The 25,577-nt window shown below is 36.9% G+C and carries 23 protein-coding genes; 10 read left to right on the top strand and 13 right to left on the bottom strand.

Going from position 1 to position 25,577, the window contains the following annotated elements; all coding sequences use genetic code 11:
* Positions 1 to 4: 4 nt before the first annotated feature.
* A complete protein-coding gene (locus THEYE_RS08390; protein ID WP_012545542.1) occupies positions 5 to 679 on the bottom strand; it encodes a 4Fe-4S dicluster domain-containing protein in 675 nt (224 codons plus the stop codon).
* Between the two features lie 126 nt (positions 680 to 805).
* On the opposite strand from THEYE_RS08390, the gene THEYE_RS08385 reads away from it, so the two are divergent.
* Genes THEYE_RS08385 through THEYE_RS08345 form a run of 9 tightly spaced genes read left to right on the top strand, consistent with a single transcriptional unit; the run spans position 806 to position 11,357 of the window.
* Positions 806 to 3,556, top strand: a complete 2,751-nt coding sequence (locus tag THEYE_RS08385; protein ID WP_012546856.1) for a type I restriction endonuclease subunit R — start codon at positions 806 to 808, stop codon at positions 3,554 to 3,556.
* A gap of 6 nt (positions 3,557 to 3,562) precedes the next feature.
* The gene (locus THEYE_RS08380) at positions 3,563 to 4,036 is read left to right on the top strand and encodes a hypothetical protein (RefSeq protein ID WP_012545772.1); all 474 of its coding nucleotides are present in this window, start codon (positions 3,563 to 3,565) and stop codon (positions 4,034 to 4,036) included.
* A complete protein-coding gene (locus THEYE_RS08375) occupies positions 4,033 to 4,797 on the top strand; it encodes a DUF1828 domain-containing protein (RefSeq protein ID WP_012546132.1) in 765 nt (254 codons plus the stop codon). Before THEYE_RS08380 ends, THEYE_RS08375 begins: the two co-directional genes overlap by 4 nt.
* 12 nt (positions 4,798 to 4,809) lie before the next feature.
* On the top strand, positions 4,810 to 7,833 hold the full coding sequence (locus tag THEYE_RS08370) for a TrlF family AAA-like ATPase (protein WP_012544913.1): 3,024 nt from the start codon (positions 4,810 to 4,812) through the stop codon (positions 7,831 to 7,833).
* The gene (locus THEYE_RS08365; protein WP_200855665.1) at positions 7,820 to 9,007 is read left to right on the top strand and encodes a restriction endonuclease subunit S; all 1,188 of its coding nucleotides are present in this window, start codon (positions 7,820 to 7,822) and stop codon (positions 9,005 to 9,007) included. The genes THEYE_RS08370 and THEYE_RS08365 overlap by 14 nt, the downstream gene beginning before the upstream one ends.
* Entirely contained in the window at positions 9,000 to 9,215 is a 216-nt protein-coding gene (locus THEYE_RS08360) for a hypothetical protein (protein WP_200855664.1), read from the top strand. Before THEYE_RS08365 ends, THEYE_RS08360 begins: the two co-directional genes overlap by 8 nt.
* Positions 9,208 to 9,588, top strand: coding sequence for a HEPN domain-containing protein (locus THEYE_RS08355; protein ID WP_012545820.1), 381 nt, complete (start codon positions 9,208 to 9,210; stop codon positions 9,586 to 9,588). The genes THEYE_RS08360 and THEYE_RS08355 overlap by 8 nt, the downstream gene beginning before the upstream one ends.
* On the top strand, positions 9,567 to 9,878 hold the full coding sequence (locus THEYE_RS08350) for a nucleotidyltransferase domain-containing protein (protein WP_012546474.1): 312 nt from the start codon (positions 9,567 to 9,569) through the stop codon (positions 9,876 to 9,878). The genes THEYE_RS08355 and THEYE_RS08350 overlap by 22 nt, the downstream gene beginning before the upstream one ends.
* A 21-nt stretch (positions 9,879 to 9,899) precedes the next feature.
* Positions 9,900 to 11,357 carry a type I restriction-modification system subunit M gene (locus THEYE_RS08345; RefSeq protein WP_012545613.1) on the top strand — a complete coding sequence of 486 codons (1,458 nt, stop codon included), beginning with the start codon at positions 9,900 to 9,902 and terminating at the stop codon, positions 11,355 to 11,357.
* A gap of 5 nt (positions 11,358 to 11,362) precedes the next feature.
* Here the strand turns inward: THEYE_RS08345 and THEYE_RS08340 are convergent, their stop codons facing one another.
* From THEYE_RS08340 to THEYE_RS08330, 3 genes are read right to left on the bottom strand one after another with little or no spacing between them, the layout of a single operon-like run.
* Positions 11,363 to 13,780: an FAD-dependent oxidoreductase gene (locus THEYE_RS08340; protein ID WP_012546258.1), complete on the bottom strand. Its 2,418-nt coding sequence runs from the start codon at positions 13,778 to 13,780 to the stop codon at positions 11,363 to 11,365.
* Positions 13,770 to 15,437 carry a glutamate synthase-related protein gene (locus THEYE_RS08335; protein ID WP_012545407.1) on the bottom strand — a complete coding sequence of 556 codons (1,668 nt, stop codon included), beginning with the start codon at positions 15,435 to 15,437 and terminating at the stop codon, positions 13,770 to 13,772. Before THEYE_RS08335 ends, THEYE_RS08340 begins: the two co-directional genes overlap by 11 nt.
* Positions 15,416 to 16,525 (bottom strand): class II glutamine amidotransferase domain-containing protein, encoded by a 1,110-nt coding sequence (locus tag THEYE_RS08330; protein WP_012545929.1) that lies wholly within the window; start codon positions 16,523 to 16,525, stop codon positions 15,416 to 15,418. Before THEYE_RS08330 ends, THEYE_RS08335 begins: the two co-directional genes overlap by 22 nt.
* A gap of 654 nt (positions 16,526 to 17,179) precedes the next feature.
* On the opposite strand from THEYE_RS08330, the gene glnA reads away from it, so the two are divergent.
* Positions 17,180 to 18,514: a type I glutamate--ammonia ligase gene (gene glnA, locus THEYE_RS08325; RefSeq protein WP_012545065.1), complete on the top strand. Its 1,335-nt coding sequence runs from the start codon at positions 17,180 to 17,182 to the stop codon at positions 18,512 to 18,514.
* Positions 18,515 to 18,554: 40 nt separating this feature from the next.
* Here the strand turns inward: glnA and THEYE_RS08320 are convergent, their stop codons facing one another.
* From THEYE_RS08320 to THEYE_RS08280, 9 genes are all read right to left on the bottom strand, one after another.
* The gene (locus tag THEYE_RS08320) at positions 18,555 to 19,277 is read right to left on the bottom strand and encodes a rhomboid family intramembrane serine protease (RefSeq protein ID WP_012545876.1); all 723 of its coding nucleotides are present in this window, start codon (positions 19,275 to 19,277) and stop codon (positions 18,555 to 18,557) included.
* On the bottom strand, positions 19,274 to 19,909 hold the full coding sequence (locus THEYE_RS08315) for a DedA family protein (protein ID WP_012546518.1): 636 nt from the start codon (positions 19,907 to 19,909) through the stop codon (positions 19,274 to 19,276). Before THEYE_RS08315 ends, THEYE_RS08320 begins: the two co-directional genes overlap by 4 nt.
* Positions 19,902 to 21,113, bottom strand: coding sequence for a cofactor-independent phosphoglycerate mutase (locus THEYE_RS08310; RefSeq protein ID WP_012545558.1), 1,212 nt, complete (start codon positions 21,111 to 21,113; stop codon positions 19,902 to 19,904). Before THEYE_RS08310 ends, THEYE_RS08315 begins: the two co-directional genes overlap by 8 nt.
* Positions 21,110 to 22,183, bottom strand: a complete 1,074-nt coding sequence (gene thrC, locus THEYE_RS08305) for a threonine synthase (RefSeq protein WP_012546273.1) — start codon at positions 22,181 to 22,183, stop codon at positions 21,110 to 21,112. Before thrC (THEYE_RS08305) ends, THEYE_RS08310 begins: the two co-directional genes overlap by 4 nt.
* 2 nt (positions 22,184 to 22,185) lie before the next feature.
* Positions 22,186 to 22,434 carry an NIL domain-containing protein gene (locus tag THEYE_RS08300; RefSeq protein ID WP_012545388.1) on the bottom strand — a complete coding sequence of 83 codons (249 nt, stop codon included), beginning with the start codon at positions 22,432 to 22,434 and terminating at the stop codon, positions 22,186 to 22,188.
* An 11-nt stretch (positions 22,435 to 22,445) separates the two neighbouring features.
* Positions 22,446 to 22,724: a MoaD/ThiS family protein gene (locus THEYE_RS08295; RefSeq protein ID WP_012545583.1), complete on the bottom strand. Its 279-nt coding sequence runs from the start codon at positions 22,722 to 22,724 to the stop codon at positions 22,446 to 22,448.
* A 2-nt stretch (positions 22,725 to 22,726) separates the two neighbouring features.
* Entirely contained in the window at positions 22,727 to 23,974 is a 1,248-nt protein-coding gene (thrC, locus tag THEYE_RS08290; protein WP_012546459.1) for a threonine synthase, read from the bottom strand.
* Positions 23,975 to 24,052: 78 nt separating this feature from the next.
* Positions 24,053 to 24,796 (bottom strand): ABC transporter ATP-binding protein, encoded by a 744-nt coding sequence (locus THEYE_RS08285; RefSeq protein ID WP_012546084.1) that lies wholly within the window; start codon positions 24,794 to 24,796, stop codon positions 24,053 to 24,055.
* A complete protein-coding gene (locus tag THEYE_RS08280) occupies positions 24,793 to 25,569 on the bottom strand; it encodes an MlaE family ABC transporter permease (RefSeq protein ID WP_012545754.1) in 777 nt (258 codons plus the stop codon). The genes THEYE_RS08285 and THEYE_RS08280 overlap by 4 nt, the downstream gene beginning before the upstream one ends.
* Between the last annotated feature and the right edge of the window lie 8 nt (positions 25,570 to 25,577).

The raw sequence follows: 25,577 nt of genomic DNA, 5'->3' as shown, positions 1-25,577 counted from the left end.
CCTCCTAAATTACTTTGCCATACCACTGTTTTGAAAGCTCAGTGGCAATCTTTTTGGGTGATTTACCGTAAAATTTGCTACTGGTTTTAACCTCAACAACAGAAAGAGCATTGAAGGGACAGTGTTTTACACATTGAGGCTCTCCTCCACAGAGGTTACATGTGGGGCGAGGTTTTCCTGTCTGAGGGTCAAGCTCAATAACACCAGTTCTTTGCTCAGCACAGGCTTTTGCACAGCTTCCGCAGGCAATACAGCGTTTGGGGTCATTCTGAATGGTTTGAGTTTTCTCATCCCTATAAATGGCTCTCCGCCCTGTCTTTGGCTCTGGCTCAACAGGACAGGCTTTAACGCAGGGTGCATCAGGACACATGTTGCACACATTGGGGATGTCCACGTCTGGATTAAAGCTATGCACACGTATTCTTGAATACACAGGGTTTCCAAGCCCTGGAAGACTTTTACCATTAACTATAACAGGATTGTGATAGGCTGAGCAGACTGCCTCACAGGTTCTACATCCAGTGCATTTAGTATAGTCAACAAGCACCATTTTTAAAGTTTTCTTTTTACTATCAGCCCATGCTAAAGAATGAATTCCAAATTTGTTAGCAAGCAAAAGAGTGGCACCAGCTCCAGCAGCCTTTATAAATTCCCTCCTTGTAAAGTTTTTTCCCTTCATCTTAGCCTCCTGAATGATGGAATCTATGATTAATTATACACTTTTTAGCATGAAATTAAATTAGAACACTTATTAGTTAACTAAATGTTCTGTTATAATGTTCATATGAAACTTTAAGGGAATGTTATGACGCCAGAACAACAGGCAAGAGAAAGGATTGATAATCTTCTTGAAAAAGCTGGTTGGGTTGTTCAGGATTATCGTAGAGTAAATCTTAGCGATTCCTTAGGTGTTGCTGTTCGTGAATTTCCCTTGAGTGAGGGCATCGCTGATTATCTACTCTTTGTAAATAGGGTTCCTGTTGGTGTCATTGAGGCAAAGCCTGAAGGGACAACCCTAAGCGGAGTTGCAGAACAAACTGCGAAATACATATTAAACCCTACCAACAATCTTCCGATAATATTAGAAACCCTGCCCTTTGCTTACGAAAGCACAGGTACAGAGACATTTTTCAGGAATTTAAAAGACCCTGAACCACGCTCAAGAAGAGTATTTGCCTTTCATCAACCAAAAACATTGCTTGAATGGTTTAATGAAAAAGATACCTTAAGAGGCAGACTGAAAAAGATGCCGCCACTATACACTCAAGGACTGAGAGAGTGTCAGATTGAAGCAATCAAAAATCTTGAGAAGTCTCTTTCAGAAGACAGACCAAGGGCACTTATACAGATGGCATCAGGTGGAGGGAAAACCTTTACAGCCGTGAGCTTCATCTATAGACTTATCAAGTTTGCAAACGCGAGAAGAGTTCTTTTCCTTGTTGACAGAAGCAATCTTGGCAGACAGACAAGAAATGAGTTTCAGCAATACATAACACCTGATGATGGACGAAAATTTACAGAACTCTACAATATTCAGCATCTTACCTCAAACACCATTGACCCTGTAAGCCGTGTATGCATCACTACCATTCAGAGACTCTATTCAATGCTCAAGGGAGAGACAGAGTTTTCCCCTGAACTTGAAGAATTTTCAGGTTTTGAATATCCTTCAGCAGATGAACCAAAGGAGATATCCTACAACCCTCAGATTCCTATAGAGACCTTTGATTTTATTGTTACAGATGAATGCCATAGGTCAATTTACCATATATGGCGACAGGTTCTTGAGTATTTTGATGCCTATATCATTGGACTTACAGCAACGCCCTCAAAACAGACGCTCGGATTTTTTAATCAGAATCTTGTTATGGAATACAGCCATGAAAGAGCAGTTGCCGATGGAGTGAATGTGGGATATGACGTTTATCGCATAAAGACAGAGATTACAGAGAAGGGGAGTAAAGTTGAAGCGGGCTTTTATGTTGACAAAAGAGATAAATTAACAAGGCAGCTTAGATGGGAACAGCTTGATGAAGACCTTGAATACACTCCCTCCCAATTAGACAGAGATATTGTTGCACCAGACCAGATAAGGACAATTATAAAAACCTTCAAGGAGAAATTATTTACAGAACTTTTTCCTGGAAGGACAGAAGTCCCAAAGACCCTTATCTTTGCAAAAGATGATTCCCATGCAGAAGACATTGTTCATATTGTGAGAGAGGAGTTTGGAAAGGGAAATGACTTCTGTAAAAAGATTACCTACAGGACAACAGGAGAAAAACCCGAAGACCTTATAGTAAGCTTCAGGAACTCCTATAATCCAAGGATTGCTGTGACAGTTGACATGATTTCCACTGGCACAGACATAAGACCCCTTGAATGCCTCATTTTCATGAGGGATGTAAAATCACGTGTTTATTTTGAACAGATGAAGGGAAGGGGTACGAGGGTTATTTCCCCTGATGACCTTCAGGCTGTTACACCCGATGCCCTTCATAAAACACATTTTATTATTGTAGATGCCGTTGGTGTATGTGAGAATGATAAGACAGACTCCCGCCCCCTTGAGAGAAAAAGAAGTATTCCCTTTGATAAGCTGATTCATTCAGTAGCTCTCGGAAACAGGGATGAAGATACCCTCAGCTCGCTTGTAGCCCGTTTGAGCAAGCTTGACAGAGAACTTAATGAAAAGGACAGAAGGGAGATTGAAGCTTTAGCAGGTGGAAGAAAAATAAAAGAGATTATTAACAGGCTTATTGATGCCATAGACCCTGACAAAAAGATTGAAAAGGCAAAGGAGATATTTAATACGGATAATCCCTCTAATGAGCAAATAAAGAATGCCTTAGAGAATCTTGTTGATGAGGCATGCAAGCCCTTTGATAACCCTGACCTAAGAGAGATACTCATTACAATAAAAAAGAGGAATGAACAGATTATTGATACAATAAGTAAAGACAGGGTCATACTTGCTGGATTTGATGATTCTGCTAAGGAGAAGGCAAAGACAATCATAGATACATTCAAGAGATTTATTGAAGAAAACAAAGACGAGCTTATTGCTATTGAACTTCTTTACAAAAAGCCCTATGGTAGAAGGCACATAACCTATGAAGAGATAAAGAGGCTTGCCGATGCAATTCAGAAACCACCCTATTACCTTACAACAGAGCTTGTATGGAAAGCCTATGAGCAACTTGAAAGGTCAAAGGTCAAAAAGGCAGGTCCTCAGAGACTGCTTACAGATATAATCTCCCTCCTCCGCTTTACTCTCGGCAGCACCGAGTTTCTTGAGCCCTTTCCAGAGATAGTTGAGGAGAGATTTAGCGATTGGCTAAGAGAACAGCAACGCTCTGGCAAAACCTTTACACCTGAACAACTTGAATGGCTCACAATGATAAAAGACCATATAGCCACCTCATGCTCCATAGAATTAGAAGACTTTGATTACGCCCCCTTTTACGAAAAGGGCGGACTCATGAGATTCCACTACCTCTTTGGGACAGAATCTGATATAATTTTAGAGGAATTAAATGAGGTATTGGTGGGATGAAAGTATATGATAGAAAGAGAAATTGAGAGATTAATAATAATGCCCAAAAGAATTATTGAGAGCTCTTCAAAGGAGTTTAGTGAAGAATATCAACACTTCAGAAGGGATTTTAAACTCCAATCTATTGATGGAAATTATAAATTCAGGATGTTCATAAGAAAACACAAGGAATTTCAGGAAAATTTTTCCATAGGACTTGATCTTCTTCCCTCTCCTGATAAAGGAATGCCTTTAATTAGGTGTAATGGACCTCATTATGTGACCGAAGACATCTTAAAACCTTCTCCTCATTATGATTATCACATTCATATGATAAAAAATGACGATATTGAAAAGGATATTCGTAAACTCTCTTTTGCTGAGATAACTGATAGATATAATTCTTATAAAGAGGCTCTTGATTATTTTATTAAAAGGACAAATATTATAAACGCTAATGATTATTTTGATTTTCAAAAGAGTTTATTTGGTGACTTATGAGAGAAATACTGGAGATACTTCAGAAACAATGTAGTCAGAAGATTGGTTTAAGAGAAAAAAGACCTAATGTCTGGCAGGTTTTGATACCTTTTTATCATGAAGATGGAGATATGGTTGAGGTCTTTATTACTCCACTTGGAAATAACCTCTTTAGGATATCAGATTATGGTTTAACATTAATGAGATTATCATATTCATATGACATTGATACACCGAATAAAGAACGTATATTTAACTCAATAATTTCATCATATAATATACAGAACGAGAGAGGAATTTTATTTCTTGATACAGAATTAGAACATCTTTATCCTGCATTAATGCAATTTATAGGCGTTATATTAAAAGTAAGTAATATGAAACTTTATAAAAGAGAGGTTATCCAGAGCCTCTTTTTTGAGATGCTTGATGATTTTGTTTTTACAAATCTTGCTCAATATGAACCGAAAAAAAACTTTCATCCTTTACCTGATATGCCTGAGTATGAAGTAAATTATTGTTTTAACCACAGTAGAGTTCCAGTTTATCTTTTTGGTGTGAATAATTCATCAACAGCGAGGTTAACAATAATCTCCTGTCAGAAATTTATTATAGAAAAGTTAAAGTTCAGAAGTGTTACTGTTTTGGAAAGCCTTGATTGTCTTAGCAGGAATGACCAGAAAAGACTAATGACTGCTGTTGATAAAGTTTTCCCAGAATTCACAGAGTTTGAGAAAAATGGGGTGGATTATATAAGGAGGGAGATGGAAATCTTGGGGTGAGGGGGGAGTAATATGTCATTTTTTAGATATCCCAAGGGCTCTGAATGGCGTAAGTGGGATTTGCATGTACATACTCCAGCATCTGTATTAAACAACCAATTTGACGGTATAAATGATGACGAAAAGTGGGAAAAGTATTTGGAAAAATTAGAATCTCTTACAGATATTTCTGTAATAGGATTAACTGATTATTTTTCCATAGAAGGATACAAAAAAGTAAAGGAATATAAAGATGCAGGCAATTTGAATAATATTGAGTGTTTACTGCCTAATGTAGAAATTAGAATCATTCCTGTAACCTCTACTGATTCTCCAATCAATTTGCATATAATTTTTTCGCCAGAAATTGTTGATGATCTTGACAGTAAATTTTTTTCAAGCCTTGAATTTAACTATCAAAATGAGGTCTATAAGTGTATCCGAAACGATCTAATAAAACTTGGAAGAAAATATAGAAATGACAACAGTCTTCAGGAAAATATTGCATATAAGATTGGAATTGAACAATTTAAGGTTTCTTTTGAGAAAGTAGAAGATATAATAAAGAAAGATAAGGCGTTGCGTGATAATTCAATAATTGTTGTATCAAACAGAAGTGGAGATGGTGCATCGGGAATTCAACATTCAAGCCTTGCTGCTACAAGAGAGAATATATACAGATTTGCTGACTGTATTTTTTCATCTAATCCAAATGATAGGGACTATTTTTTAGGGAAAAAAAGTGATAATTCAGACGTGATAACTAGAAAATATGGTAGATTGAAACCATGTATTCATGGATCAGATGCTCACAAAATCATTGAAATATGCTATCCTTGTATAAAGAGAAGTGAACCTGGTCATAATTGCAACAATCAATCGAATTGTTTATTAAGATATTGCTGGATTAAGGCTGATCCTACATTTGAAGGTTTAAAACAGATAATTTATGAGCCTGAGGAGAGGGTTTACATAGGCGAGGAGTCTCCACAAAAAATAGAAAGGAATAAAATAATTAAATCAATTACTATTTCTAATTCGAATAAGTGGTTTGACAGCAAACCTATTTTATTAAATGATGGTTTAGTCAGTATCATTGGAGGAAAGGGAACCGGTAAAACCGCTATTTTAGATTTAATTGCGTACGCAGCAGGAAGTTACAAGTGTTATGAGAAAGATGAGAATAAATCTAAGTCATTTTTGAAAAGAGCATTTAGAGATTTAAAAGGAACGAAAATAAAACTCGAGTGGGATGATGGAAGTTCTGTTGAAGAAGAGATTAAAGACAAATTGGAAGAATTCGATAAAGAAGGCAAAGTAAGATATTTGCCACAAGATTATGTTGAGCAACTATGTTCAGAAGTTGGTAAAAATGAACTTGAAAGGCAAATTGAAGATGTAATTTTTCAGAATATACCATCGGAACTTAAGGCAACATACGTAAATTTCAAAAGTTATAAAGATGCTCAATTGAAGATTATTCATAGCAATAAAGAAAGAGTCACTAAACAGATACAGAGCATAAATGTGCAAATATATAACTATAATGATTTAATTAACTCTAAGCCTTCCAAAGAGGAAAATATTAGAAAAGCTAAAGAAGAAATAGAAAACTTAGAGAATGAAATTAAGAAAATATCTGATGCTATAAAAGATTCTGATGAACAAAAACAAATTCTCCAAAAAATTCAATCTCTTACAGAACAAAAGTCAAACCTTGAGAAGACAATCTCAGAAATTGAAAGTAAGCTATTAAAAATAAAGGAGATAAATAATAAGGTATCTAACTTCCATGAGGATTCTAAAAAATTCTTAAATGAATTGAAACTTGACTTTTCGGCTGTAGGAGTTACTAAAGATCAAATTGATGAAATAAAGATTGTTTTATATCCTGAAGATTTAGAGCAGATACTGATTGCCAGGAAAAAACTTCTTGAAAATGATATAGAAGAAAAAAAAGAAGAATTAAAAGTAGTTAACACTAATTTTGAAAAAGAAAAAGATAAATTAGCACTTGAGAAATCAAAGCAGAATAAAATTGAAGAAATAAATAAGTCTTTATCAGAACTGAAAAAAAAGAGAGAATCTTTAATTTCTGATATACAAAAAATAGAAACTGCTGAACATCTTTTGCCACAATTATTAAAGGAAAGAGAAAATATTTTTATAAAGTTCTTTGAACTATTATTTGAGGAAAAAGATGTTCTTAAAAATATTTATTCGCCGTTAGAGAAAGTCTTAAAGGCAAGCGGAGAAATAAACGAAAAATTATTTGATTTTACAGTTAAATTTGATTTTGACTTAAACTCTATGTCAAGTGATGGGCATGAATTGATTGATTTAAGGGCAGATGGGGTGTTTCGCCAATCAAGACCTGAGGCGCTTAAAGAAAGATTAGAAGAGTTGAAGTTTAATTTAGATTTAGAAGGTGAAAAAATATCGGATAGCAATAAGGAATCTATCAGAAGATTTTTAAAAGAGGTTGAGGAGTTATTTACTAAAAATGATAGAACCCTTGCCTCTCAATTAAAAAAAAGAAGATATATTGAACTAGATTTTTATAATTGGCTCTATTCAACAAAATACTACAATATTAGTTATTCAATTAAGTTTAATGATATTGAGCTTAATCATTTATCGCCGGGCTTAAAAGGATTAGCACTTATTATCTTATTTTTAGAACTTGATCAGGAAGATAAAAGACCTATTCTAATAGATCAGCCGGAGGAGAATCTTGATAATAGGTCTGTTTATCATACGCTCGTTAGATATTTCAGGAATGCCAAGAAAAGAAGACAGGTAATTATTGCCACACATAATCCCAATCTTGTTGTGAATACAGACTCAGAACAAGTTATCGTGGCTAATTTTGATAGAGGTTTAGAAAGTCAGGAATCAAGAGTTTCCTATGTCAGTGGTTCTCTTGAAAATACATTTAAAGATGATGCATCAAATCTTCTATTAGAGAAACAGGGTATTAGAGAGCATGTCTGTGAAATATTAGAAGGTGGGAAGGATGCTTTCGAGAAAAGAGAACAGAAATATGGATTTGCATGATGAAGTTTCTAAAACTCTTCCAAATGGCTGGGTGTGGACGAGGTTGGGGGAGGTTGTAGAAATCTTAGATAATAAGAGGATACCTGTTAATACGGATGAGAGAGAAAAAAGAATTTCTGGTAAATCTCCGTCAGAATTAATACCTTACTATGGTGCTACAGGACAAGTTGGTTGGATTGATGATTATATATTTGATGAAGAACTTGTTTTATTAGGGGAAGATGGAGCTCCTTTTTTTGAGCCTACAAAAAACAAAGCATATATCATCAGAGGAAAAAGTTGGGTAAATAACCATGCACATGTTTTAAGAGGAATTAATGGAGTTATTTTGAATTCTTTTATATGTCATTACCTAAATATTTTTGATTATCATGGATATGTTACTGGTACAACAAGGCTTAAATTAAATCAATCATCAATGCAACAAATACCTATCCCTCTCCCTCCTCTCAATGAGCAAAAGCGGATTGTTGCGAAGATTGAGGAGTTGTTTACGAGGCTTGAGGCTGGAGTTGAGGCTTTGAAAAAGGTAAAGGCTCAGATTAGGCGTTATCGCCAGGCTGTCTTAAAGTATGCCTTTGAGGGCAAGTTGACTAATTCTTCATCCTGTCATTCCGAGCAAAGAAGTGGCGAAGGAATCTCAGAGATTGTCACGCAACCTTCAGTTGCTAACAATGACCTTCCTGAATTGCCTGAGGGGTGGAGATGGGTAAAGTTGGGGGAGGCAGCAGAAATTATCATGGGACAATCCCCTCCTTCCAAAACATACAATACTGTTAGAATTGGATTGCCATTTTATCAAGGGAAAGCCGAATTTGGTCTTATCTATCCAATTCCATCAAAATGGTGCTCAAAGCCCAAAAAGATTGCTGAGAAAAATGATATCTTACTATCTATCAGAGCACCAGTTGGTCCGACAAATATCTGTTTTGAAACTTCATGCATAGGCCGTGGATTAGCCGCAATTAGATTTGGAGGGCTTTATAAATTCCTTTTTTATTATCTGCGAAATGTTGAAAGAGAAATTAGTAAGATTGGAACAGGGAGCACATTTTCAGCAATCTCCAAATCCCAAATCTCAAATCTCAAATCTCAAATCTATTTATCCCCCTCCCCCTCTTCCAGAGCAGCAGCAGATTGTTTCAGAGATAGAGAGGCGATTTTCTGTGGTTGAGCAGATAGAAGGGATTGTTGACCAGAGTCTTAAGCAGGCAGAGAGGCTCAGGCAGAGCATCCTAAAGAAAGCCTTTGAGGGCAAGCTTGTGCCACAAGACCCTAATGACGAACCTGCTGAGAAATTGCTGGAAAGGATAAAAATTGATAAAGCAAAACAGACAAATAAAAATAAAATTAAATCTGTTAGAATAGGAATGTATGAATAAAAGAGCTTCAGAGTGGTTAAAACAAGCTGAGTATGACATAGATACAGCGAAATTTATGTTTAGTGGAGGCAGATATTTTTATGCTGTCTTCATGTGTCACCTATCTATTGAGAAGGCATTAAAGGGACTATATCAAGAAAAATTAAAAGAAATACCTCCAAAGGTTCATAATCTTGTTTATCTTTTAAACAAGATAGGTGTTAAACCACCTGAGGAAATTGGAAAATTTCTCGTAAAACTGAATGAAGCCCATGTGGTTACAAGGTATCCCGAGGATATAGAAAAACTTCAAAAACACTTCACCGAGCCTATTACAAAAGCTTTAATTGAGAAAAGTATTGAGGCACTTGAATGGAAAAAAAAGCAGTTTTAGAGATTATATATAGATTCAAAAAAGCCATAGAGTCTAAGGGAATAAAAGTGGATAGAATAATTCTTTTTGGTTCCTATGCTACTGGGACTTATCATGAAGGGAGTGACATTGATATAGTAGTTATATCTGAAGACTTTAGAGAAAAAAGTTACTGGGAAAGAATAGAGATTCTTTCCGATGCTATTTATGAGATATTTGAGCCAATTGAGGCTGTAGCTATGACACCTGAAGAGTGGGAAAGTAGGGATTCAATGATTGTTGATTATGCTGAAAAAGGAGAGGTAATTTAAAAGTAAACGACCAAAAAAGTCATGCCCAATGAATCTTCAACCATAGTACAACGATTATGGAATTACTGTAATGTCCTTCGAGATGATGGTGTAAGCTACGGAGATTATGTAGAACAGCTTACCTATCTACTCTTTTTAAAAATGGCTGATGAACAGACAAAGCCACCTTTTAATAAGCCTTCAATTATTCCAAAAGAGCTTGATTGGCAGAGCCTTATTGAGAGGGATGGAGACAGTCTTGAGGTTCACTACCGTCATATCCTTGAGAGTTTGGGAAAAGAAAAGGGCATGCTTGGAGTAATATTCAGAAAGGCTCAGAATAAGATTCAAGACCCTGCGAAACTAAAACGTCTCATAGAGCTTATTAATAATGAGACTTGGACTGGACTTGATATTGATATAAAGGGTGAGATATATGAGGGATTACTTCAGAAGAATGCAGAAGACGTCAAGGGTGGTGCTGGACAATACTTCACTCCGAGACCACTTATTAAGGCAATTGTAGAATGTATAAGTCCTGAGCCAGGACAGACCATTCATGACCCTGCCTGCGGGACAGGCGGTTTCTTGCTTGCTGCCCATGAGTACATCTCAAAGAATTATAGGCTGGACAAGGAACAAAAGAGATTTCTGAAATATAACACTTTTTCAGGTAGGGATATAGTTGATAGTGTTGTTAGACTCTGTGTGATGAATCTTTATCTCCATGGCATAGGTGGAGAGGAAAGCCCTATTGCTACAGGAGATTCCCTGATTTCTGATACAGGAGAGCGTTATGATATTATTCTTACAAATCCACCCTTTGGAAAGAAAAGCAGTATTACTATTGTAAATGGAGAGGGGAAGGCTGATAGAGAATCCCTCACTTATGAAAGGCGGGATTTTTGGGCAACTACATCAAATAAACAATTGAATTTTCTTCAGCATGTAAAAACTATCACAAAGATTAATGGAAAAGTTGCCATGGTTGTGCCTGACAATGTGCTTTTTGAGGGAGGTGCTGGAGAGACTATTAGAAGAAAGTTGCTTGCTGAATGCGATGTTCATACACTTTTGAGGCTTCCAACAGGAATATTTTATGCGCAAGGAGTAAAAGCAAATGTTCTTTTCTTTGACAGAAAACCTGCCAGTGAAAAGCCCTGGACAGAGAAACTCTGGATTTATGACCTGAGAACAAATATGCATTTTACACTAAAGACAAATCCATTGAGATATGAACATCTTGAGGATTTCATAAGGTGCTATAATCCTGAAAATAGAAGAAACAGAGAGGAGACAGAAAGATTTAGGGCATTTACCTATGAGGAATTAATTCAAAGGGATAAGGTGAGTCTTGACATTTTTTGGCTTAAAGATGAAAGCCTTGAAGACTCAGAAAACCTTCCTTCGCCAGATATACTCGCAAGGGAGATAACAGAAAATCTTCAATCCGCCCTTGAGCAGTTCAGCAGTATCTATGAGGAATTAGAAAACAGATAGTATTTTTAAATATTCTCTACCATCTCCCAGACGCCGCAGGGGCAGATTCCTACGCAGAAGCCGCAGGCAATGCATTTATTTTCATCTACTACGTATTCATATCTGCCATCGGGCTTTTCTACTCTGCTTATAGCACCCCAATAGCATGTCATCTCACACATGTGGCAGTCTCTACAGGAACCACAGGATAGACATCTTTCTGCTTCTTGTTCAAGGCTTGTTACAGCACGACATCTTTCATAATAGTCAATTTTAACTTTTTCATAGGGTATTCTTGGTCTTAAATCTCTTGTTATTGGTGCATGCATGAGTTCTCCATGGAGATATTCTGCAAGAAGCCTTCCATGTCCTATTGCATGGGTTACAAGTCCAAGTCCTGTTACATCTCCTATGGCAAATACTTTTGGATTTGATGTCTGGAAAAACTCATTTATCACAACCCAGCCTCTCTCAGTATGAATCTGATGAGGAACAAAGTCTAAGTCAGGCATATCACCTATTGCAACTATAACGAAATCTGCATCTAAGCTTGTTCCATCAGTAAAATAGATTTTCTTTTCCTCGGGAACATATTTTTCTGTCACCTTAGGCCATATAATCTCTACTCCCCTTTGCTTTGCATATTGAAACTCAGCACCAAAGGCAGCTGGTTTTTGTATATCAACAGCTACCACTGATGATGCACCACAAAGAAATGCTTCAACTCCTGTGTCCATTCCCACATTTCCAGCACCAATTATAACTACTTTTTTCCCCTTCAGGTCATAGGTCTTTCCTCTGTTTATATCTCTCATGAACTCATAGGCAGAAACTGTGTGCTCTGAGCCGGGGAAAGGTATTTTTCTTGGTTTGTGAGCTCCAACGGCAATTACTACAAACTCATATTCCTTTAAAATTTCTTCAAAAAGCTCTTTTGTCACTTTTGTGTTAAGCCTTATATCAGGAACAACTTCTTTGAATCTCTCTATTTCTTTATGAAGAATTTCTTTATTAAGTCTATGCTCTGGTATGCAAAGTTCTATTTTACCTCCAATTTTATCTGTTGCCTCATATATGGTAACCTCATGTCCCTTAAGGCTTAGTTGCCATGCCACAGACATTCCAGCAGGTCCTGCACCAATTACTGCTACTTTATGACCTGTAGGTTTTGGCTTCTTAGGTGCTGGAAGCTCCAGTGAAGCTTTACCGAACTCTTTGACCGATATTGGCATGTCAATTATGCCACGAGTGCATGCCTGCATGCATAGATTAGGACATATCATTCCGCAGACAGTTGCAGGTAAGGGGCTATATTCAAGAACCATCTCAATGGCTTCTTTTACTTTTCCAAGCCTTATAAGTGCGGTTCTTTTATGAGTTGGTATATGGGTTGGACAACTGTATGCACAGGGTGGTGCATACTTTTCATTTGCCCAAACTGGTTTATATCTACGATATTCGCCTGTTACAATGTATGGGATTATCGTTGGTTCATGGTCAATGTATTCGGCAAAAATTCCTCCTTTGCCTACTTCCTTTTCCCAGTAGTTTTTTCTGAATTCTTCCATTGAGACTTTAAACCACCGTCTCTGTCTTCTTTCCTGAGGAGTATAGGGAATAAGCTTGTGCCATTCATTCGGGCTTTTTGTAAGTTCATCATAGAGTTCTACTCTCTCAATTGCTGTAAGATAGGGCTTTAAATGTTCACAGAGCCACTGCCAGTCCTGCTCAGTTATCTCAAGAAGTTTCACATCTCTTTCAGAATACCCGTCTATTCTCCCGCGGAAATAAATAACACCACCAACCATTCCAACACAGGGTCTGTATCCGAGAACACTTCTTGAATTACGGGGATTTACGCCGCACACTACAGCTATTCCTCCTGCCTTAAACTCAGCGAAAGAGTCTCCCACATCTCTTAGATACCATGACTGCGGTGGGTCAAAACGGGGATTGTGTTTTGTCATTGTGTCACAGCGGGCACCACCACTTCCCTGAACATATAGAATTCCCTGTGCAGCAGCATTCCATGCTCCGTTTGTAGCATCACCAAGCACTGTTATCTTAGCTCCACAGTTAAGCCATCCCACGTCATCGGAGACACCACCCTTTACAACTATCTCTGTTCCAAACATCCCCATTGAGCCGCATCTCTGCCCAACAGGACCTTCAATTGTAATCTTTATTGGCTCACCCTGAGGATATATTCTTCCGCCAATTCCGTGCTGTCCGTCTGCATATATATGAAGATTTCTTGCCCCATCCCTTACTGATTCCTGAATAAACTCCTCAAGAATTCGTGAGGGAACTCTTTTTCCGTTAATATTGCCGTATATGGTGACAGTTCTGTCATCAATCCATCTCACAGCATCTTGATAGGAAATCACTGATTCGTGTAAGCCAACTTTTGGCATTTCTTTTTGTTCTTTTTTCTTAGCAGGCATAGCTTATCTCCAACCTTTCTGCCATTGCTTTATCATCTATACTTAAACCATCAGACATTCCAATTGGAAGCTCTGTGCTTCTTCCCATAGGTGCAAAAATTTTACGAAGCTCTACATCCGCAGCTTTGAATATCTCCACCACTCTTTCTGCTACTTTATCTGGGTCAAGACGTCTGTAAAGCTTAGGGTCTTGAGTTGTTATCCCTCTCGGACATTTACCAGTGTTGCATAGATTGCATCTATTATACTCATCTCCAAGACAATCAGCTGTTGCCTGCATTATGTATTTTCCTATTGCAACAGCTGATGCACCAAGCATTATAAGTGCTGCAGCATTTGCTGCAAGATTACCTTTTTTACCAATGCCTCCTGCAGCAATCAAAGGAAGTTCATTCTGTTTACCCTGCTTTACAAGGTCAAGGTAGCATTCTCTAATGTTTGATGCGATAGGATGTCCCATTTTATCAAGGGAGACATTGTATGCTGCACCAGTTCCACCGTCTTCTCCATCTATGCATAATGCAGCAGCATAAGGATTACGGGCTAAGTTGTTTAATACAGCTTTTGCTGTTTTTGTTCCTGAAATTTTTGGATATACTGGGATTCTGAATCCAAAAGCCATAGACATGGACTGAATCATCTTCATAACTGCCTCTTCAATAGAATACTTTGTCTGATGTGTTGGAGGAGAGGGAAGGTCAACATATTTGGGAACACCTCTTATTTCGGCAATAAGCTTAATTACTTTCGGTGCCATAAGAAGTCCACCATCACCTGGTTTTGCACCTTGACCGTACTTTATCTCTATTGCTGCTGGGTCTTCTGTCATGTAAGGCAATGTATGAATTATGCTATCCCATCCAAAATAACCTGAAGCAATCTGAAGGACAAAATATTTCACATATCTTGATTTAAGAAGTCTTGGAGGGAATCCTCCTTCACCAGAGCACATAACTACTGGAATTCCTTCAACTTCATTCAGATAAGCTACACCCATGGCAAGCCCTTCCCACATGTGAGGTGAGAGAGCTCCAATGGACATGCTACCAATCATTATGGGGAATATTTCTCTAACAGGTGGAATGAACTTACCTGAAGATTTATCAACAACAAGTTTACCATCTTTAACTTTGAGAGGTAACTCTTCTGGTGGTAAGATTCTTCCAATGTATGAGCGGACTCTAAATTCATGCCTTCCTGCATCTAAGGCAGGGTCAGTCAGCATGGATATTCTTGTAAATTTAATTCTGTCAAGAGTGGAAACTCCAGGGTCATTTCTTCTTCCACCCCTTTTGTATCCTTCACCGCCACGGTTTTTGTAAAAGAGAAATTTATTTTGAGGATTGTATTCAGGTTCAATGGCATTATTGGGACATACAAGGGCACACATGGCACAGCCTGTGCAATAGTTTTCCATGTTGTTAACCTGTTCAATCACATGAATGATTCTTCTTACAGGTCTTGGCTTAGGTGTGTCTCCCCCTGATTCAATAACCCTTGTGTATTTAACAGCAGGCTTTATTGCACCATTTGGACATACTGCTGTGCATTGACCGCAACGTTTGCAACGGTCTTCTCTCCATCTAACAATGTAAGGAAACTCTTTTATAGTTAATTTATGGTTATAGTCAAGCTTTAAGCCTGTAGCTGGTTCCATACCTTTACCTCCTTTGCATCAGGTGATACAATCACCATGTCATACTTCATTGGAAATATATCCTTTGATTTGTCTCTTTCAGGAATAACTTTATCAAGACCACAGAGTTCTGACATTAGGGCATATTTGCCCTTTACTCCTCCGACAACACCGGGTCTCAGCTTCTTTGCATCCTGCACCATAAAGCATGTTCCATCAGGGATAAATCCTATAACCATGTTAGGTCCATCGATACATAAAGGTCTAAGTGATTGCTTTATTAGTGATAGTGCTTCTCTATCAGGTCTTTGTTCAATTTCCTGCCATTTGAGGGGGGTGATAACGTCTTTATAATATGTAAGCGGGAAACCGAGCCTCTTATTAGTGTAGTGAAGTATGTGGCAGAAAACTTCACTGTCTGAATTATATCCCATATAGCCCGGGAAACCTCTACTCATTAAGAATTCTCTTATGGGAACAAAGGCTGTATTTTCACCATTTGTCATTGTGCAGTAACCCTGTAAGAAAAAGGGATGACAGGCATAAAGATAAATTTGGTAGTTGGTGTTTTGTCTGCCCTGTGCAAAAATAACCTTTGCTTTAAGAATGTCTTTGTCAAGTCCAAAAAACTCGCCAATTTCAAGGGGGTCTCCCACTTCTTTAAGTGTGATCACATCAGGATAAAAAGAAAAAACGAAAATAGATTCATCAGCTTCTCCCATTTTCCTAAGAGTTAATCTCGTGTTCATAAGAAGGTTTTCTTTTTCCCTAAACGATTTGTCCTTCCATTCATCAGGATAGTCATACACTGCTGCAAAATAATAATCTCTTTTTATAATTCCTTTCACAGGCTTAATTTTGGGTTTCCATTTATGGATGAGTTTAAAGCCTGCCTCTTCCATATAGGCATCAAGAATTTCTCTGCCCTTTCTTGAACATATTCCTGAAAGGATAGGGTATTCCTTCAGGTCTTTAAACTCTCCTCCGAGATCTTTAAGAGTAAGCCCAAGCCCAGAGCCATCATGCCCTTCTTTCATTGTTTCAAGAGCAAGTATATTCTCCATCGGAGAAAAATATTTGGATGAAGTTATAGCTGCTAATCTACACATTCAAAATCTCCAAAACTAATTATATTCATCGGCAAAAGGTTGCCTTCTAATTTAGAATATATAAAGCAATACATTTTTGTCAATTTTTATGTTTTAATTTTACTAAAGTCAAATTTTTATGTAGTAAGCTTATTTATTAGGAGATTCCTCACTTCGTTCGGAATGGCAGAAAGTATGACTGAAATGGCAGATAAAGAAATGCCTCTGAATACAGTCCTATTCTGTCACTTTGAGCCGAAGGTGAAGGTCCTTTTCTGTTATGGAGAGAAAAGGAAAGAGATTCTTCGCTGTCTTCGCCCATAAGCTCAGGATTTGCATTGCTTAGCTTAGAATAAAGGATTGAGGCAAGTGAAAATTTAACCTCTTTGTCATGTCTTGATTTTCAAGACATAAAAAGGTGAAAAAATAAGAAGTATAAAAAATTAAAATAATATGTGGACAGATTAAAAATGATATTTTTTCCTACAAAATTGTTGACAAAAATTTTTATTATTGCTATGATATGCTATATGGCAACCGTTAGCCGTTAAATTAAAAAATGATAGATTGAATAGAAGATATTTAGAAAAGTTTGTTAAAGTATATTTAGTTTAATTTTTGGGGTTAATCTTAAAGAGGCTTTGCCTCATAGAAAATAAAAAAATGGAGGATGTTATGACTTATTCAAAGCCAAGAGATGAAAAAGATGTTATGAAACTGGTCAAAGAAATGAATGTTAAATTTGTCAGGCTCTGGTTTACAGATATTCTTGGCCAGCTTAAAAGTTTTGCAGTTCCAGTGGAAGAGCTTGAGGTTGCTTTCTCTGAGGGGATGGGATTTGATGGTTCATCAATTCATGGATTTGCAAGAATTGATGAGTCTGATATGATTGCAAGACCTGATCCGACAACTTTTGCAGTTTTGCCATGGAGACCAAAAGAAAGTCCTGTTGCAAGAATGTTCTGCGACATCTATGAACCAGATGGAACACCATATAAAGGTGATCCAAGATATATTCTCAAGACAAATCTTGAAAAAGCAGCGAAGAAAGGCTTTACTTTCTATCTTGGTCCAGAACTTGAATTTTTCTATTTTAAAACCGATAAGGACCCAGAAATTTTAGATGAAGGGGGTTATTTTGATTATCCCTTAGATGCAGCTGAGGATCTTAGAAGAGATACTATCTTAGCACTTGAGCAGATGGGAATTAAGGTAGAATACTCACACCATGAAGTTGCACCCTCTCAGCATGAGATTGACCTTAGATACGCTGAAGCTTTGAATATGGCAGATATAGTGATGACTTACAGAGTAGTTGTTAAGGAAATAGCAAAAAGACACGGTGTCTATGCCACATTCATGCCAAAGCCTCTTTTTGGTGAGAATGGAAGCGGAATGCATACTCATCAGTCACTTTTTAAAGGTGATAAAAATGCTTTCTTCAATCCAAAGGATCCATATTATCTTTCAGATATAGCCAAGAGTTATATAGCAGGTGTCCTAACACATATTAAAGAAATTACGCTAGTGCTTAATCAATGGGTTAATTCCTATAAGAGACTTGTTCCAGGATATGAAGCTCCAGTTTATATTTGCTGGGCAAGAAGAAATAGATCAGCTCTTATAAGAGTGCCTCTTTACAAGCCCGGAAAAGAAAAAGCAACAAGGATTGAATTAAGAAGTCCTGACCCAGCATGTAATCCCTACCTTGCTTTTGCATGTATGCTTAATGCTGGATTAACTGGTGTTGAGAAGAAATATAAGTTACCTGAACCTATTGAAAAAGATGTTTATCATCTTGCTCCTGAAGAAAGAAAGTCTCTCGGTATTGATAGCCTTCCTGGTAGCCTTATTGAAGCTATTGAGTATGCTGAAAAGAGTACAATTTTAAAAGAGACACTCGGAGAACATATTTTTACAAACCTAATTGAAAGTAAAAAGAAAGAATGGGATGATTATCGTATAAGAATTTTCCCCTATGAATTAGAAAGATATCTCCCAATTCTATAATTCTGAAGGATAGGGGTGACATAAATCGTCCCCCTATCTTCTACCATCTTCCCCATGCACAGTAGTAGTCAAAATGGTCATCATACATATGAAGTCTCTTTTTAATAACAAATAGCCTATGAAGGACTATACCAAAAATGAAGCCACCTACATGAGCCCACCAAGCAACTCCACCAACATCAGTTGGGCTAAGCAATGAACCGAGTCCTGAAAAAAGTTGAATGAAAAACCACATAAGTATATAAAAAATTGCAGGAAGTGCAAAAAAGAAGGGAAAAAATAAAATTGGGAATAGAGTTATAACTTTTGCATAAGGGAACATTATCATATAGGCACCTAAGACACCAGATATGGCGCCAGAAGCACCAACTGTTGGTATAGTTGATGCAGGATTAGTAAGACAGTGAATCCATCCAGCTCCAAATCCACATAGGAGATAAAATATTAAAAATCTAAAAGAACCCATTTTATCTTCCACATTGTCAGCAAAAATCCACATAATCCACATATTACTTATAAGATGGAACCACCCACCATGCAAAAACATACTTGTTAGAAAAGGAAGATAGTAAAGGGGATCAATAGGCAGAGTATCTATTAGCATATATCTTGCTGGAATTACACCGAATATATGGAAAAGATAGTCTAAATCTTCTTTGCTGAACATGAGCTCAAAAAGGAAAACAAAGCAGTTTAAAGATATAATTAGCCATGTCATATAAGGAGTATATCTTCTTGGAAGACAGTCTCTTATTGGTATCATGTTTTTTCACTCCTTTTAATCATCAAAGCTTTCCAGATAGTTGGTATAACTGAGATTATAATTATACCAAGTATGAACATTGAGAAATTTTGCTTTACAAAGGGAAGATTTCCAAAAAAGTATCCTGCAAAGATAAATGAACCACTCCAAAGCATGCTGCTAAAAATATTGTATATCTGAAATTTTGGATATCTCATTTTTCCTATACCTGCTACAAAAGGTGCAAAGGTTCTTAGAATAGGCAAAAATCTTGCAATTATTATTGTCTTTGCTCCATGCTTTTCATAAAAAAGCGCAGTTGTTTGCAGATGTTTTTTATTGAATAAAAGGGAGTTTTCTTTATGAAATATTTTCGGTCCTATAAACTTGCCAATGTGATAATTTAGAGTATTTCCTAAGACAGCAGCAATACTTATAAGAATAAAGGAACTCCATGGACAAATAAACTCTCTTGATGAAAGTGCTCCTACGGCAAACAAAAGAGAGTCTCCCGGAAGAAATGGTGTTATTACGAATCCTGTTTCTGAAAAAATAATGAAAAAAAGCACCACATATATCCAAATACCAATCTGGGAAAATAAAGCCTCAAGGTAAATATCAATATGAAGGAGAATATCTATTAAATCAGACATTGCCTTTAAGGAAAAAATCCATAAGCTTAAACCCTTCTTCTATTTTTATATCTGGAGAGTTTAGAATCTCTTCTGAAAAACCTCTTTTTATATCTGTAACTTCCTTTTTTCCATCATAAATGACAAAAGGCACAGGATCAGAGGTATGAGTTTTTAGTTTTATCGGTGTAGGATGGTCAGGAAGAAGTAATATTTTGAATTCTTTAAATCTCTCAGGAGCTTGTCTTAGAATTTTACCTACTACAATTTTATCAATATCCTCAATAGCTTTAATTTTGAGTTTATAATCTCCCTGATGCCCTGCTTCATCAGGAGCTTCTATATGAAGATAAACAAAATCAACACGCTCAAGAGCATTAAGTGCATATTCTGCTTTACCTTCATAATTGGTGTCAATCCAGCCAGTTGCCCCTGGAACATTTATTATATGAAAACCTGCAAGAATTCCCAGCCCTTTGGTAAGATCAACTGCTGAAATTAATGCACCACTGAGCTTATATTTATCCTGATAGGTTGGCAGATTTGGAGTTCTTCCCTGTCCCCATAACCATATACTGTTTGCAGATTTTTTCCCTTCAGCAATTCTTTTCTTATTTATAGGGTGGTCTTTCAATATTTCTACGGATTTAAAAATAAGCTCCTTGAGAAAATTAGCATTTTTCCCAATAGGAAGATATCTTGAAATCTCTTTGCCAGTAATATCATGTGGTGGAGTGCATTCCACATCCTCTGTGCCTCCTTTCCAAATCATGATATGCCTGTAGCTTACACCAGGATAAAATCTCAATAAATCATTTCCAAGCTTTTTATCAATTTCTTCTATTAAAATTTTTGCCTCATCACTTGTTATATGTCCTGCTGAGTAATCATCCATAATAATCTGCTTTTTGTCAGAGAATTTTAAAGTAACAAGATTGCATCTATAAGCTATATCATCCTTAGAAAGTGTAAGTCCCATGCTAACAGCTTCTAATGGTGCTCTGCCAGTATAGTAGACTCTCGGGTCATAGCCAAGAATGCTAAGATTGGCAACATCACTGCCGGGAGAAAATCCTTGAGGAATGTTTCTTACTGTTCCCACTATGCCCTTTGAAGCAAGAAAATCCATATTAGGTGTATGGGCAACCTGAAGGGGAGTTTTTCCTCCAAGTTCATCAATTGGATAATCTGCTGCACCATCGGGGATTATTACAATATATTTCATAAAATTTTCTCCACAAAGGCTTTAACACTTTCTAAATCAGCAGGCAATACAAGAGGCTCATCAGCAACTTTAAAAACAATGTCTGGATCTTTTAGTCCATTACCTGTAAGAGTGCATACTACTGTGCTTTGCTTTTTGAAATATCCTTGTTTATATAGTTTTATTACACCAGCTACGGAAGCAGCAGAGGCAGGTTCACAAAAGATTCCTTCACAAGAAGCAATCATTTTATAAGCATAAAGAATCTCTTCGTCTGTAACCATATCTATTGTTCCACCTGATTCATCCCTTGCTGCTACTGCTGTTTTCCAACTTGCTGGATTACCAATCCTTATAGCTGTTGCTACTGTTTCAGGCTTTTCAACAGGATGACCAAGCACAATTGGAGCTGCACCCGATGCCTGAAACCCGAGCATCTTTGGCAAGCTGTTTATTTTTCCCTTTTCTCTGTATTCTTTATATCCCTTCCAATAGGCAGATATGTTGCCTGCATTTCCTACAGGTAAAGCATGATAATCAGGAACTCTTCCTAACTGGTCACATACTTCAAATGCTGCTGATTTTTGCCCTTCAATTCTGTATGGATTTATGGAATTAACAAGAGTGATTGGATATTCATTAACTATAGCTCTTACAATGTTTAATGCCTGGTCAAAGTTTCCCTTTATCTGAATAACCTTAGCACCATGAATCATTGCTTGAACAAGCTTTCCTGTTGCAATTTTACCTTCTGGAATAAGCACTATTGCTTTAATTCCTGCCCTTGCTGCATAAGCAGAAGCACTGGCAGAGGTATTTCCTGTAGAAGCACATATAACTGCCTTTGAGCCTTCTTCAACTGCCTTAGAGATTGCTAAAGTCATACCTCTGTCTTTAAATGAGCCTGTAGGATTAGCACCATCAAATTTAAGATATAATTCCAAATCTATATTGAGTTTCTTTGTGAGATTGTTTACTTTTACAAGAGGAGTATTGCCCTCCAAAAGAGTAACTATAGGAGTTTTTTCGTTTACTGGGAAATGCTCAAAATACTCACTAATTATTCCTTTCCAATGTGATTTGGTATTCATGGCTATTCAATAATATCTCCTTCTATTAATTCAACAACAACTCCCTGCTCTCTGAGGGAGTTAATTCCTTTTTCAAGATTTTCTTCAAGTCCTTCAAGTTCAAGAATCATCTCTCCAAATGTATCTGTTACCCTTGCTCTGCGAATATTTGGCATAACATCATATTTTTTTGCCATTCTGAAAAGCACAGGCTCTTTGATTAATTCTTGTGGAAATGTGAGCCTTACTCTTAATTTTTTGACTTCAGACATGATGTCCTCCTTTAGAGTCTGCCTCCTGCTATTGCAGGAACAATTGAAACTTCATCGCCGTCTTTAACTATAGTTTCTTCTCCCTGAAGAAATCTTACATCTTCCTCATTTACATAAACATTGATAAACCTTCTTATCTTACCATCCTGACAGAGTCGCTCTGCAAGTCCGGGAAAACTTTTATCAAGAGCATTGATTATATCTATTATTTTACCCGGTTGTGTTTCAACAACATCCTTGCCACCAGTGATTTTTTGAAGTGGTGTTGGTATCAAAACTTTTACTGCCATTTTTATTTCTCCTCCTTTTGTTTGATTCTCTTTAAGGCTTCTTCAAAGGAAGCAAGATTTGGTTTAATCTGATAAACCTCAGCTGTTTTACCATTTAAAACCTCAGCTGTTTTAAGTCCATTGCCAGTGATACAGAGCACCGTGCAATCCTTTTTATCAATTTTGCCTTCCTTCAAAAGTTTAATATATGTTGCAAGTGTTACTCCTCCTGCAGTTTCTGCAAAAATTCCCTCAGTTCTGGAAAGTATTTTGATTGCTTCAATTATTTCATCATCAGATACATCTTCCATTGCTCCTCCGCTTTCTCTCACAGCCTGTAAAGCATAGTATCCATCTGCGGGATTACCAATAGCAAGAGACTTGGCTACTGTATTTGGTTTTACAGGTCTTATTACGTCTGTACCCTGCTTGAAGGCTGTTGATATAGGTGAACATCCAGTTGCTTGAGCACCGTATATTTTTGTGTCTACATCCTTAATAATGCCAATTTCTTTAAATTCCTTAAGAGCTTTCCATACTTTTGTAAGAAGTGAACCACTTGCACAGGGAACAACAATGCTATCAGGTGTGTCCCATCCAAGTTGTTCAACTATTTCAAATCCTATAGTTTTTGACCCTTCCGCATAAAAAGGACGAATATTTATATTTACAAATGCCCATCTGTATTTATTCGCAATTTCACTACATAGTCTGTTTACATCATCATAGTTTCCGTCTACAGCAACTAAATTTGGCTCATAAACAATGGATGCAAGAATTTTGCTCTGTTCAAGGGTAGCAGGAATAAAAATAAATCTATGAAAACCTGATTTTGCACCATGCGCAGATACAGCATGGGCAAGATTACCTGTTGAAGCACAGGCAACAGTATCAAAACCGAACTCCTTTGCCTTGGTGAGAGCAACTGCAACAACCCTGTCTTTGAAAGAAAGGGTTGGATGGGCAACTGTGTCATCCTTTATATAAAGTTCCTTTACACCAAGAAATTTTGCAAGATTTTCAGCTTTAACAAGAGGTGTAAATCCTGAATTAAGCCCCGCTTGTGGTTCTCCATCTATGGGTAGAAGTTCTTTATATCTCCAGAGTGTTTTTGGTCTTTTTTCTATAACTTTTCTTGATAAAGCTCTCTTTATTTTTGGATAATCATAGACTGCCTCAAGGGGTCCGAAACAGAATTCACATACGTATATGGGCTCAACAGGGTATTCTCTTCCACACTCCCTGCATTTAAGTCCCTTTACATATTTCATTTCCCACCTCCGATTTTAAAAATTAATTTTTTATTTTAAATCAAAAAGGTGAAATATGGCTATTGTTTTTGAATTAAATTATCTATTGACCTTGAAAAACAATTCCTTTATGAAATCTTTCACTGCAGGAATGTCTGTTAAAATTAACTCTTGTCTGTTACCATCAAATAAAATAGTCCCATCTTTGATGAAGATGAATCTATTACAGAGTTGCCATGCCACATATACAACATGGGTTATTATCATAAATCCTATGTTTTCTTTGTCTGCAAGGTCTTTTATTAATGCCATTATCCTTTCTGAATTTATGGGATCAAGACCTGCGGTTGGCTCATCATATAAAAACATCTTTGTTTTTCCTATAGCCAGAGCTCTTGCAATTGCCACTCTTCTGTGCATTCCCCCACTTAGCTCTTCTGGCATAAGTTCCTCTGCATCTGTTACCCCAACTCTATTAAGTAGTTCTCTTACCCGTTTATAAATTTGCTCATCAGGAAGCTTTAAAATCTCTCTCATGAAAAAAGCTACATTTTCCTTAACAGGCAATGAGTCAAACAGTGCTCCTTCCTGAAAGACTATACTGAATTTTCTTCTTATCGGAATTAATTCTTCCTCGTTTAATTTGGTTATATCTACTCCATCAATAAAAATTTTCCCTCTGTCTGGAGAAATTAAGCCTAAGATAAGTTTTAAAATGGTTGTTTTTCCCTCTCCGCTTTCTCCAAGAACTGCTATACGTTCATTAAATTTAGCGGAAAAACTAACTCCTTTTAGGACTTCTCTATCACCATATGAGAACCAAACATTGTCAAACACTATCATACGCTAAATCCCAATGCATAAAGCAGAATTCGTGTAAGCACAAAATCCATTGCAATAACAACCACAATTGATGTAACCACTGCCTTGGTTGTGGATGTTCTCAAACCCTTTGCTCCTCCTCGTGTTGTAAGTCCGTAAAAGCAACTTATGCATGAAATTAAATATCCAAAAATAAAAGGCTTTATTGAGCCTGAGAGCACATTTTGAAATGTAAGTTCCTTGATTATGCTTGACCAGTAAAAAGAGCCACTTTGATTACTTACAAATACTGCTATATAATAACCACCAAAAAGACATACTAAGTCACCTATAATTGTAAGACATGGCAACATAACAACAGAAGCAACTACTCTTGGAACTACCACTTTTTTTATCGGATCAATCCCATATACTCTTAGTGTATCTATCTGATGTCCCAGTATCATTGAGCCAATTTCTGCAGTCTGTCCAGCTCCGACTCGTCCAATGAAAACAAGTGCTGTCACAAGAGGACCTATTTCTCTGATTACTGCAATCCCGACAATTTTGCCTGTATACATTTTTAATCCGAGTCCACTGAGTTCAGCGCTTAGTTGAAGAGAAAGAGCCATCCCGACAAAAAGGCATACTAAAGAAACAATAAAAACTGAAGAAGAACCCGCATATTCCATTTGTTCTACAATATCATCAAAGTAAAGAGGTTTCCTAAAAAGTCTAATTATTGAATTTACACAGAGAATATAAAAATCCTGTAGGTCAGATATTATTTTTTGAATTTGTATTGTTGATTTCATATGAAACA

Origin of the sequence: Thermodesulfovibrio yellowstonii DSM 11347, assembly GCF_000020985.1 — a bacterium.
Classification (GTDB): domain Bacteria; phylum Nitrospirota; class Thermodesulfovibrionia; order Thermodesulfovibrionales; family Thermodesulfovibrionaceae; genus Thermodesulfovibrio; species Thermodesulfovibrio yellowstonii.
Note: the sequence above shows the minus strand (reverse complement) of the source record. Positions and strands in the feature narration are given on the sequence as shown.